At 60.8% G+C, this 11,929-nt stretch carries 9 protein-coding genes; 7 read left to right on the top strand and 2 right to left on the bottom strand.

The window, feature by feature from the left end:
• Window positions 1-104: 104 nt before the first annotated feature.
• The gene (locus QX010_RS19125; RefSeq protein WP_316181185.1) at window positions 105-773 is read right to left on the bottom strand and encodes a class I SAM-dependent methyltransferase; all 669 of its coding nucleotides are present in this window, start codon (window positions 771-773) and stop codon (window positions 105-107) included.
• Window positions 774-2,147 (bottom strand): radical SAM protein, encoded by a 1,374-nt coding sequence (locus QX010_RS19120; RefSeq protein ID WP_316181183.1) that lies wholly within the window; start codon window positions 2,145-2,147, stop codon window positions 774-776.
• A 629-nt stretch (window positions 2,148-2,776) separates the two neighbouring features.
• Here QX010_RS19120 and QX010_RS19115 point away from each other — a divergent pair.
• From QX010_RS19115 to QX010_RS19085, 7 genes are all read left to right on the top strand, one after another.
• A complete protein-coding gene (locus tag QX010_RS19115; RefSeq protein WP_316181181.1) occupies window positions 2,777-3,241 on the top strand; it encodes a hypothetical protein in 465 nt (154 codons plus the stop codon).
• 1,322 nt (window positions 3,242-4,563) lie between these two features.
• Window positions 4,564-5,007: a hypothetical protein gene (locus QX010_RS19110; RefSeq protein WP_315804564.1), complete on the top strand. Its 444-nt coding sequence runs from the start codon at window positions 4,564-4,566 to the stop codon at window positions 5,005-5,007.
• 298 nt (window positions 5,008-5,305) lie between these two features.
• Window positions 5,306-6,805, top strand: a complete 1,500-nt coding sequence (locus tag QX010_RS19105; RefSeq protein WP_316181179.1) for a bacterial transcriptional activator domain-containing protein — start codon at window positions 5,306-5,308, stop codon at window positions 6,803-6,805.
• A 196-nt stretch (window positions 6,806-7,001) separates the two neighbouring features.
• Window positions 7,002-8,258, top strand: coding sequence for a cytochrome P450 (locus tag QX010_RS19100; protein ID WP_316181176.1), 1,257 nt, complete (start codon window positions 7,002-7,004; stop codon window positions 8,256-8,258).
• 82 nt (window positions 8,259-8,340) lie between these two features.
• Complete coding sequence (locus QX010_RS19095) at window positions 8,341-9,420, top strand: PEP/pyruvate-binding domain-containing protein (protein ID WP_316181174.1); 1,080 nt, start codon at window positions 8,341-8,343, stop codon at window positions 9,418-9,420.
• Between the two features lie 42 nt (window positions 9,421-9,462).
• On the top strand, window positions 9,463-11,271 hold the full coding sequence (locus QX010_RS19090; protein ID WP_316181172.1) for a PEP-utilizing enzyme: 1,809 nt from the start codon (window positions 9,463-9,465) through the stop codon (window positions 11,269-11,271).
• A gap of 54 nt (window positions 11,272-11,325) precedes the next feature.
• Window positions 11,326-11,928, top strand: a complete 603-nt coding sequence (locus QX010_RS19085; RefSeq protein ID WP_316181170.1) for an HD domain-containing protein — start codon at window positions 11,326-11,328, stop codon at window positions 11,926-11,928.
• Window position 11,929: the final 1 nt, after the last annotated feature.

The raw sequence follows: 11,929 nt of genomic DNA, 5'->3' as shown, positions 1-11,929 counted from the left end.
ATTCACCAAAAATCACCACTGAATTAGGCTGTACTCTTGCTATGATCTTGGTGGACAGTAGTGAGGACGTGACCGAACCGCCCCGCGAGCTAATTGTTCTCGTGTCACAGTTGGCCAAAAACCTCGAATGTCCGCTCATCCGAAGTCACCGTCAGCCTTTCGAGACCGGCTCTCTTCAATTGCTGACGGACTTCCTCCGGCGAGTAGGCAGCTAACGACGCTGTGCGGAATTGGTTCGCAAGCAGCGCGGGATAACTCCCGGTTGACGGCGATGCTGCGGTTACTTCCTGGGCCTGGGCTGCGCGCCGCTTCAGGTCGCGAACAAGGACCGTGGCGCCCGGCTTGGCAACGCGTACAAGCTCTCGCCAAAACTCGTCCACATCGTCCACATAGTGCAGCACGCCGTTGCAAAGCACGACGTCAAAGCTGCCTGAAGGCGCCGGGATCTGGTGGGTAGAACAGCGGGCCAGCGCAATTGCATGCATGAGACCGGCACGTTCAATATTGCGGCGCGCAACATCGAGCATATGTGGCGACACGTCTATGCCGGTGATGCGCCACCCCTTCCGCGCCTGCGCCAGGTAGATAGGAATATTCGCAGCGCCCGTGCCTACATCAAGCACAGCGGCATCCGAAATATTCTCACAAAATTTTAGCAGATTGGCGGCGACAGTTCGGTCGGACACCTCGAACGAACTATCTATAAAAAGGTCCGCGTAAGGCGACAAATCTGGTTCACCTGTTATGGGGATGCGCTTGGGTACTTCGGTCATTCAACCCTCCGTCAGTTCCAGCGCCGGAAAATGCGAACGGGCGTCCGAAAATTGTTCCTCCGCGGTTTTCTGGCTTGTCAGCCGCGAGGAATCGTAATCTCTTTCAAGTTCAAGCCTTAAGCCACTCGGGACAGAGGACAGAATTCGTGCCCGAACGTGATTGATCAGCTTCGTCAAGTCGCGACAATACACCGATGGATTGTCAAAGCCATTGATGGCACTGTACCGATGCGACAATCCTCCACCTGCACAAACCGGCCGTAACGAGCATTTGCGGCATGCCCCACACAGTTGACCGCCGAGCGCCCCAGCACGTTGCATCTCGGTATTGAGCGCATCAATTTCATCGTTGTGCACACTCAAGCCCAGCTTCGTGAATTCCGGGCCGCACACTTTGAGAACGTCCAATGGCTCCAGTCCTCCGTCAGCTTCGCACACTGCTACGAAAGCGTATGGATCGCCAATGTACCCGGCATGATGCATGTTTGTCGTGGAGCCGTGCCCTCCAAACACCATTTTCACAAGATTTGTGAACAGGCGTAGATCGACCGAAGGAGCCATATCCTCGAACCACGCATCAAATACGCAGATGAGCCAGTCGGCAAATGGCGTCTCACCCGGGCCCGCCACAGACGGCAAGGGTGGCCGATCATGCGTCGCTTCGGGCCAGAGCAAGTCAACAACAGGTACCTTGAGGTTACGGAAGTGCTCATACAATGCGATGGGGTCGGTGGTCGGCTGTATTAATGCATTCACGCTGGTGAGCAGCGACGCATGGCGGGAATTCAATACAAGGCGAAGTGCCGCCTCCACACGCCCATATGAACTCTTGCCGAGATGATCGAGACGGTTCCGATCGTTGACGGTCGGCGGGCCATCGAGGCTGATACTAAACCCGATACCAAGTCGGCTGAAGAATTCGAGCCACTCTTCCGAGAGTAACGTTCCATTTGTCTGCAGAAGAAGCCGCGGCCGGACCGCAGGAAGAAGATGCTCCCGCGCCCGGTGCGCGAGACTGACGATACGCGAGGGACCCGCCAGCAGGGACTCTCCGCCATGCAGGACAATCGTTACTTCACTCAACTGATTACGAAGACAGTAACCCTTCACCCGATCGAACAGAGACTGCTGTACAGTTTCGGACATGAACTTCGGCTGAGATCGATAACTGAGATCGCCCTGATTATACATATAGCAGTAGGCACAGTTTAGATTGCAGCGGCTGGCGATTTTTGCGACGACGACCAGAGGAACTACTCTCTGTGGTGTACCCGCCGGGCTTGAGCCTCTTGCGCGTAAAAACAATCGCCGGACGAGTGGATGCGTGATTTGCTCGGCCTGCTCCGATAATACCGTATTGCTCAAAAATCCCATGGAAAGCTTCTCCTTCGGTTTCGGTTCTCGCTTCCGTATCGCGATGGCGCCGATAAGAACTTCAAATTCGTTTAGCGGTAAGGCCAGGAGATTATAACTATGCAGTCGATGAGACGCCGATATCAATCTCATAAAGCATAAGCTTGGCATTGCCACCTAAGATAGACAAGCGAAAAGCTACTCGATCCTTCGGGATACTGTGCGCTAGCTATGCTGGCGGCCGGAGCTGCGCGACCCTTCCAGATCGAGCTTGCCGACGAGCCATAAAATGAACGCATCACCGGTGCTTCGGGGTTCTTCGGCGGCGCATCAGCCGGTGCTAGCGTGAGCCCATCGGGTCGCCCCGCGGCGCCGGATCAGCGCCGGAGATGGGATTCCAGACCTTGCGGGGATTGCGTCACGCGCAGCCCGAAGCAGGCGATACAGAATCCACCGCCCAACGAAAAAGCGTCGTCCCTCGAACTTCATTGCGCCCGCGTGCGTGCGTCGTCGCCTCGGGGCGACATTGATCGGCGAAAGCCCAAGTTGGGTCCGGGTATTTACAATTTAGACTAGAGGGACTACTGATTGCAGCCACATATTATGCAATTTTTGCAAATCTCCCGACCGTGAGTGGGAGTTTGTAATGCGTGCGAAAATTTTACCAGCGATTTTATAGTCGCCGCACTTACAAGACCGGGTCTGGCACAAACGTATGGGCCTTTTCCGCTTGGCAGCTTGACGCCTCTCTACCGCTTCAATTCGGCGCCAATTCGTTACTGGCACCAGTATATTCACAATCGGACCTCTTCGTTTCACCCAGCCTGAAGTTATCGGCGCTTGGAGAGCTCGATCAGACGACGACTCTTTCTATCTATGCGACCGGTGGCCCCGACGCCTTTACGCGTGTCCGGATCTCCGACGATGGTTGGGCGACCACAGGCGGAAATATTCAAAAGGCGTTCGGAAAATTTGGCGTTGGCGCGATTTACGAACACAGCCTCATCTATGATGGCGTGTTTCGAACCCTGCTCTTCCAAGCAAACGATTTTTCCGCCTTCGCCGGCTACAAATACGCCAGTTCTTCAAAGCTAACGGTTTCAGCCCCTCGGTGATGGTCACCTACCGTGAGGCAGATCTCGCTTCATCTGAACGTGTCCTTTATACGCTAAAAGTAGCCGTTACGCAGAAATTGGCAAAGGACATGACCTTTTCTGACCCCCAGGCTCAGGTACTATGAATTTACGACGGGCGCGACCTCGGGGCGGCGTGATACGCGTCCATCCGTCATCTAAGGCCTTACGTATAAGATAAGCCCAGATGTAGGCCTTACCGGAAGTATTGAGTACGACCAACGCTGGAAACCTCACTGACACTGTTTTCCTGGTCAACCTTGATTTCAGCCACCAGTACAAGTCGCAGGTACCGAAATGAGCGGATTTGAAGGAACGTTTTGGGGCGAGTTTGTTTCGGGCAGCGATATTCGCATGCTGTGCGATGCTCCCGACGAGCGTACTTGGCCACGGCGCTACTGACCGTGCCTCAGCTCGGACGGATACGACGCGAGCGACAACCGAAGGCCGATCCCAGCGCCTTGACCAGAATCGCCAAGGCGCTGGCGAAGAGACTCTCGTGCGAGAGGAGATCATTACCGTCCCGGTCAAAAAGCCTACGGCGAAGCCCTCGTCTGGTAAATCCGAGAGTATATCGCGGCAGCAGCACCTCCTTATAATGGAACCGGCAGTTAAACCGGCCACCCCCGAACTCACCGAGGGGACCCGCCCGGCGACGAAGCGTGTAGTCGTCCGCCGAACTGAAACAATAAAGCGAGTCACGCCCGTGAAGATAAATCCCTATTAGGGGACCGGGACGCCGGGCATCCTAAAATGCCGTTCTCGCGCATGGACCGGAGTCGATAGCGCCGCATAGTGCGTCTTTGCGGGTCATCAAGAGTGCGAATAGATCTGTGAGTAGATTCCACCGACCAAAAGGGATGTGACAAGATATCAAATACTTACAAACTTGTTCGATTCCGGCCAGGGCACCATTTGGACCGTTCGCCCGCATCCGCCGTCGGCCGTTTACCCCTCAACATCAAAGACAAGCCGCATTTGCCCATCGCTGGCGTCCGCCCCCTCTGCCGGTATTCTTGATGGAAGTTCGCGGAGGTCATGGTATCGCGAGTCGTGGGTGGAATCGAACTGGCCGAGTCCGCCCCGTATCTCCGGCACCTGAAGCCGGCAGACAAGGATTACAAACGCTGAGATGAAGGCGGGTTTTTCATGCTCGCCACCGCGACTTTGGCGCTTCGCCTATCGTCGCCGGATTGGCGACAATACGCTCAATGCTGCGCTCTGCAGACTCGGCTGCGATAACACTGAGCGCACCACTCACGGTCTTCGTTCGCCCCCTCGGTCCCATCGAATGAAGGTGGCAGATGGAACGTGGGTGGCTGCGCGAACTGAACCACGCCAACCCGATCGCCTGGGCCTGTCTGGGAATCGCAAAGAGCTACCTCGGCAAACCAGAGGACGGCTTTCAGCACACATTGCTTGCCCGTACGATCGCTGGTGCGGCGCCTTTCCGTTTTCAGCTCGATGCCCTGAGCTGCATTGCGGGGACCATGGCGGGAGAACTGGACAAGGCCGTCCATCTTGCAGAAGCCAGCCATGCTCTTGCTCCGACCTTTGCTCCACCCTTGCGATATTTGTCAGCTCTCTATGCCCATAATGGGCACCGTGAGCTTTCTTTCGAGATGGTTCGCAAGCTGCAGACAACGGAGCCAGACTTCTCATATGACAAGCTGAGGGATAAAGCCTATCCCGCGGCTGGCCTCCATCGAACATCAATCATCAACTCGCTGCCAGCCCGACAGTTCTAGCGGCGTCCCCCTTCATCCGAGAGGTCATGGAGCGGCAATCCACGAGCGCCTGCCGGTCTAGAGGAGCCTCGCGTTGAGACAATCAGCTCCGCTGGCTTGCTCGATCCGCATCCCCTCCCTCGAACCCGAACATGCATCGTCGCTGAAGGCTATTCATTTCGCTGCCGCATTTCACGGCCTTTGGATCTCGCCAGCTTGCTGGAATGCTCGCGAAACAGGGCCTTGCAACCTTCCGGCGGCCGCTCTTAGACTACCTCCAGTCTGCTGACGGCAATGGGGTTGTCGCGGGTGAGGACCCATGACCAAGAACAGTTCTGTCAACCTCGCCCTATTCGCGACGCAGCAAAAGCTTCTTTTTGCGGACTTCTTCAAGCTTTACCAGACTGTCGCACAGCCGTGCCGGATCTTCGTGATCGCGGCGGACGTCAACGCGGTCGCGCGGGTCGAGAAGCTCGCAAAGCGCATCAACAAGAGCGGATTCGTCGAGGGCAAGAGCTTTGTCGAGATGGCGTTGCTGCGGGTGCCGATCTCGTTTCGAGATGTCGCAGGCCGAATCGAGAGGTGGGTGGCGCCGACCCGCAGACACGGCCCCGCCCTGCTCGTCGTCGACATGAGCTGGGGCCTCGAGACCAACTCGGCGACGGCCAATTTCGAGGGTTGGCCCGCACTTGCTGAAACGCTCACCCAGCAGTCCGAGGTCTCGATCGCCTCTCTCTATAACCGCCGGGTGCTGATCGACGAGCAGTTGCTCGTCGCGCTGCGCGGCCATCCGCAGATCCTCACCAGCGCCGGACTGGTGGACAATCCGCATTGGCTGCCGTCGCGGCTGCAGACGCGCGGCGCGTTGCGTGAGCAGGTCGATTTCTGGCTCGGCGCGATCGCGCCGGAGTTGCGGATCGGGACATCGGCGGCCGCGCTGCACGCAGCCGAAGGCGCCGACCCCATGTGGCTGTTGCGGCGATCGGCAGAAGAGCCCAGTACAGTTCATCTCGACAGCCGCGACCGCTGGAAGATCCGCTGCTTCGGACGGTTGCGGATCTATCGCAACGACGGCAGCCAGGTGAACTGGGACCCGCCCGGCGGAGCGACCCGCAAGACCAAGACCCTGTTCGCCTATCTGCTGCAGAAGGGCGGCCATGGCGCAGCCACCGACGAGCTTGCGGATCTGCTCTGGCCCAACGCCGAGGACATTGAGGCCGCGCGTAACCGCCTCTATCACACCGTGCGCTATCTGCGGCTGGCGCTCGGCCAGCCCAACGGACGCGACGAGACGCGCAACTATGTCCGACGCGAGGGATCGCGCTACGTGCTGGTGCCCCCGGAGCGCAGCTGGCTCGACATCTCGACCTTCGAGCAGCTCTGCCGTCAGTCCCAGGGTCACATCAAGGCGGGCGCCAGCGACGAGGCGCTGATCTGTCTGCAGGCGGCGGACCGTCTGTACACCGGCGACCTGTTCGAGGACATTCCGGTCGAGTACGCCGACGATGGCGAGCGCGACTGGTGCTGGAGCAAGCGCTATTGGCTGCGCGACATGTTCTTCAAGGTGCAACGCGACGCGGCTCGGATCTATCTCGAACGCAACGACCACTCGGCCGCGCTCGCGCATTGCCAGAAGGCGCTGGCGATCGATCCCTTGTGCGAGATGGCGCATGCCGAGGCAATGCAGGTGTTCAAGGCGCAAGGACGACGCGAGGCGATCGACCGCCAGTTCAAGCTGTACCTCGACTCGCTCAAGCATTTCGACAACCGGCCGAAGAGCACCTCGCTTCAGGAGCTGCACCGCAAGCTCACGGCGTAAGGCCGCTCGTTCGCGACCGGCTCGGCAACGCGACCTTTGCCGGCCAGGCCATGCGCCATGGGGCTGCCGCCGCCCGCATAATTGACGATTTGTCTCAAATTGTCATAGAGTTAAGGGCTAAAGAAAACCCAAAGGCCGCCGCTTAGAGTGAGCCCATGACAACGTCGCCACCAAGGGCGGCGAATGGGAGGACGACATGCCAGGTTCGGCAGCTCAGCTGGCGCGGTGTCCCTACAGCGACGCCGCCAAAGACTTCGATCCCTTCGAGATGCGCGATCCGTTCCCGTTCTATGAATGGGCCCGCGCCGAGGCGCCTGTCTTCTTCTCCGACGAGCTGAAATATTTCGTGGTGGCGCGCCACGCCGACATCAAGGCTGTGTTCGACGACTGGCGCACATTCTCCTCGGAGAACGCCCAGGCCCCGCTTCGCCCGATGTGCGAGGAAGGCAAGCGCATCATGCGCGAGGGCGGCTTCACCGCCTATTCCGGCCTGTCGGCGCGGGTACCGCCCGATCACACCCGCATCCGCAAGCTGGTCCAGGGCTGCTTCGGGCCGCGCCGGTTCAGGGCGATCGAGCCGGAGATCAAGGCGATCGTCAACCAGGCGATCGATGCCTTCGCCGATCGCGGACATGCCGACTTCTTCCGCGAGTTCGCCTATGATGTGCCGGCGCTGGTGCTGTTCAAGCTGGTCGGCATTCCCAATATGGACGTGCCGCGCGTGAAGTCCTGGGCGGTGAGCCGCGCGCTGCTGACGTGGGGCGACCTCAGCGACGACGAGCAGATCGTGCATGCGCGCAACATGGTCGAATACTGGACCTACTGCCGCGCGCTGGTGCGTCAGCGCCACGACGATCCGACCGACGATCTGCCGGGCGATCTGGTCCGACAGCAGAAGGACGGCGCCGAGATCAGCGACGAGGAGATCGCCGGCGTTCTCTACAGCGTACTGTTCGCCGGCCACGAGACCACGACGACCCTGATGGCCAACGGCATGCGCGAGCTGCTGCAGCGGCGCGACAACTGGGAAGCCATCATCGCCGAGCCGCAGCTCATTCCGAAGGCGGTCGAGGAATGCTTGCGCTTCAGCCCGTCCATCGTGGCCTGGCGCCGGCGCGCCCTGAATGACACCCAGATCGGCGGCGTGCCGGTGCCGAAGGATTCCAATATCCTCCTGCTCATCGGCTCCGCCAATCGCGACGAGGCGGTGTTCTCCGCGCCGACCCGTTTCGACGTCCGGCGCACCGACGCGAGAAGCCATCTGGCCTTCGGCTACGGCATTCACACCTGCGTCGGCCAGCAGCTGGCCCGCATCGAGTTCGCGATCGCGCTCGGCGAGCTCACCCGCAGGCTTCCTGGTCTCCGGCTCGCTGCCGACCAGACCATCGACTTCGTTCACAACATCTCGTTCCGCGTGCCGACGGCGCTTCGGATCGAATGGGACGTGACCTGACGCGACGATCGTCACTTGGCCGCGTTTCACAAGCAACAACAAGTCCGGAGCCGATCCGGGCCATAAGGTGGGGAACAGACGCATGGGCGCCAACGCAGCCGCATCCTTCATCGTGCCGTTCGAAGCCGCACGCGAGGACGACTTCCCGCGCATCGGTGGCAAATGCGCGAGCCTGGCGCGCATGATCGCCCAGGGCGTGCGCGTTCCCGCGGGATTTGCGGTCGCGACCGACGCCTACGCCCTTCATCTTCGAAGCAACGGACTCGAGGCGACGATCAGCGAGCGCCTGTCGCGGATCGTGCTCGACGATGTCGATGACGAAGAGAAGTTGTCGCACGAGATCCGCGACGCAATCATGGCGCAGCCGATGCCGGGCGCGGTCGAGCAGGCGATCCGCGAGGCGTATCGCCGGATGTCGCCCGACGGTCAGTTGCCGGTGGCGGTTCGCTCGTCGGCGACCGCCGAGGACCTGCCCGACGCCAGCTTCGCCGGCCAGCAGGATACCTATCTCTGGGTGGTCGGCGAGGACGCCGTGGTCGAGAAGGTCAAGGCGTGCTGGGCCAGTCTCTTCAACGCGCGCGCGATCTCCTACCGTGCCGAGAACGGGCTCGGCCAGATCGACGTGCTGATGTCGGTCGGCGTCCAGAAGATGGTCAACGCCGCCGCCGCGGGCGTGGCGATGACGCTGGATCCGATCAACGGCGACCGTACCAAGATCGTGATCGATTCCGCCTTCGGGCTCGGCGAGCCCGTGGTCTCCGGCGAAATCACGCCCGACAATTTCGTCGTCGAGAAGGTGCTTCTGCAGGTCATCAAGCAGCGCATCGCCGAAAAGGATTTCGAGCTCGTCGCCGATCATGCCGAGCGCCGGACCGTCGAGCGCGTGATCGCGCCGGAACGTCGCACCCTGCCTTCCCTGTCCAATACCCAGGTGCTCGCCGTCGCCAGGCTCGCCAAGTCGCTCGAGCGCAGCATGGGCTGTCCGCAGGACGTCGAATGGGCGATCGATGCCGATCTCCCTGAGGACGAGAACCTCGTCGCGCTGCAGAGCCGGCCGGAGACCGTCTGGAGCCAGAGGAAGAAGCAGTCGACCGCGATCTACGAGACCGGGATTGCGGGTGTACTTGGAACGCTGCTGGCCCCGGTCCAGGCCAAGCGGTGAGCATCACGACAACAAACAACAGATAACCGAGGGGAAACGACAATGACGGCGCATGCGAAATTCCCAAGTCCCTATGACCTGAAGACGCCGGTCGGCGCCGAGGGCTGGGAGAAGCTCTACCCCTATTATCTCCAGTTCCAGAACAGCCTGCGCGACAAGGAGGACGGCAAGTTCTGGTTCTGCGACTCGCAGCACTGGCCGAGCCCGTTCAAGCCGTTCGACGCCGTCACGGTCGAATTCGCGGTCAAGTGCCTCGGCCAGTACAATACGCGGCACTATCTGATCCCGCCGGCAAACGGCGTCGAATACCGCATCCACAATGGCTATTGCTACATGAGCCCGGTGGCGGTGGCGCCCGAGCTGATCGCAGGCCGCGTGCCGCATTTCATGGAGCGCGCCGGCTACTACTTCCAGAACTGGGATCGCCTGCTGGCGAACTGGGACAAGAAGGTCCGAGCCAACATCGCCGATCTCGAGGCGCTCAACTTCGAGCCGCTGCCCGAAGCCGTGCCGCTGGAGTGGATCACGGCGGGAGTCGGCCTCGACAACACCTACGCGCTGATGGAGACCTATGACCGGGCGATCCAGCTTCTCTACAAGACCTGGCAGTATCATTTCGAGTTCCTGAATCTCGGCTACGCGGCCTATCTCGACTTCTTCAGCTTCATGAAGGGGCAATTCCCCACCATTCCCGACCAGGCGATCGCCAAGATGGTGCAGGGCGTGGAAGTCGACCTGTTTCGTCCGGACGACGAGTTGAAGAAGCTCGCCAAGCACGCCGTGACGCTCGGTGTCGCCGATGCCCTGAAGAGCGGATCGGTCGACGAGGCGCTGGCCGCGGTCGGCCGTGCGCCGAACGGCGGCGAATGGCTGAAGGCCTGGAGCGAGGCGCAGGATCCCTGGTTCAACTTCACCTCCGGCAACGGCTTCTACTCAACCGACAAGTACTGGATCGAGCATCTCGACATCCCGCTCGGCTATGTCAGGGATTACGTCGTCCGCGTGCAGCAGGGCGAGGAGATCGACCGGCCGACGGAGGCCATCGCTAAGGAGCGCGACCGCATCACGTCCGAATATGCCGAGATGCTGGACGCCGATGCACGCGCCGCCTTCGAGGGCAAGCTGGGCCTGGCCCGGACCGTGTTTCCCTATGTCGAGAACCACAATTTCTACATCGAGCATTGGTCGATGAGCGTATTCTGGCGCAAGATGCGCGAGCTCGGCGCCATCTTCCGCGATGCCGGCTTCTGGAAGGACGCCGACGACCTATTCTATCTGAATCGTCAGGAGGTCCGCGACGCGCTGTTCGACTACGGCAATGGCTGGGCCGTCGGCGCACCGGCGATCGGTCCGACCTATTGGCCGCCGGAGATCGAGCGGCGGAAGAAGATCCTGGCTGCGCTCGCGACGACACCGCCGCAGCCCGCGCTCAACAATCCGCCCGACGTCATCACCGAGCCGTTCACGATCATGCTGTGGGGCATCACCACGGAGAGCATCGGCCGATGGCTCGATGGCGCTGCCAACACCACCAAGCTGTCCGGCATGGCCGCCTCCCCCGGCCTCGTCGAGGGCCGCGCCCGCGTGGTGCGCTCCGCTGACGAGCTCGGCCAGATCCAGCAGGGCGAGATCCTGGTCGCGCCGGTCACCGCGCCGAGCTGGGCGCCGATCTTCGGCAAGATCAACGCGATCGTCACCGACATCGGCGGCATGATGTCCCACGCCGCGATCGTGTGCCGCGAATACGGCCTGCCCGCCGTCACCGGCACGGGACGCGCCAGCTCCTCGATCAAGAACGGACAGATGCTGCGCGTCAACGGCTCGACCGGCGAAGTGACCATCCTGTCCTGACCCAATCGAGAGAGGCCGGCAGCGCCGGCCTCTCTCCGCATATGGAACATTGCAATGCTCGATAGGTCCGATGTCGGCAACCGCTATGACGAGGTCTGGCGCATCAGCGAGCCGTACATGCGCGCGCGCAAGAACGACGTCCACATTCCCCTGTCCTATGCCTACGCGCGCAAGCTGCTCGTGCACTATCCGGACGCGGACGAGGACATCGTTTCGCTCGCAATCATCCTGCACGACATCGGCTGGTACGCGATCGACATGAAGGACATCATCGAGAAGGGCTTCGGCCCCAACATGATGCAGTCCGATGTGCGCTTTCTCCACGAAAGCGAAGGCGTCCGCATGTCGCGCGAAGTCCTCGAACAGGCCGATTGGCCGGAGGACATCATCGTCGCGGTCGGCGAGATCATCGACGGCCACGACACCCGCCCCTACCCGCGCTCGCTGAACGACCGGATCGTGCGCGACGCCGACAAGCTGTGGCGCTACACGACCACCGGCGTCGCGGTGGCCTGCGACTGGTTCAAGATGACGCCACGTCAATATGCGTCGCGCCTGACGACCCAGCTCGGCGTGCTCGAGACCGAAGCCGGACGGCTGATGGCCGAGGCGGCGTTGGGCGAGACCCGGGCCGCGCTGATGCTCGACCTGATCTGAG

The organism is Bradyrhizobium sp. SZCCHNRI1009, assembly GCF_032487575.1.
Taxonomy (GTDB): domain Bacteria; phylum Pseudomonadota; class Alphaproteobacteria; order Rhizobiales; family Xanthobacteraceae; genus Bradyrhizobium.
This window is presented reverse-complemented; position numbering and strand designations above follow the sequence as displayed.

Excerpts from the sequence above, each read along its gene's own strand:
- QX010_RS19120 (WP_316181183.1), bottom strand. The coding sequence starts at position 2,147 with ATGGGATTTTTGAGCAATACGGTATTATCGGAGCAGGCCGAGCAAATC.
- QX010_RS19105 (WP_316181179.1), top strand. The coding sequence starts at position 5,306 with ATGACCAAGAACAGTTCTGTCAACCTCGCCCTATTCGCGACGCAGCAA.
- QX010_RS19110 (WP_315804564.1), top strand. The coding sequence starts at position 4,564 with ATGGAACGTGGGTGGCTGCGCGAACTGAACCACGCCAACCCGATCGCC.
- QX010_RS19100 (WP_316181176.1), top strand. The coding sequence starts at position 7,002 with ATGCCAGGTTCGGCAGCTCAGCTGGCGCGGTGTCCCTACAGCGACGCC.
- QX010_RS19085 (WP_316181170.1), top strand. The coding sequence starts at position 11,326 with ATGCTCGATAGGTCCGATGTCGGCAACCGCTATGACGAGGTCTGGCGC.
- QX010_RS19125 (WP_316181185.1), bottom strand. The coding sequence starts at position 773 with ATGACCGAAGTACCCAAGCGCATCCCCATAACAGGTGAACCAGATTTG.
- QX010_RS19095 (WP_316181174.1), top strand. The coding sequence starts at position 8,341 with ATGGGCGCCAACGCAGCCGCATCCTTCATCGTGCCGTTCGAAGCCGCA.
- QX010_RS19090 (WP_316181172.1), top strand. The coding sequence starts at position 9,463 with ATGACGGCGCATGCGAAATTCCCAAGTCCCTATGACCTGAAGACGCCG.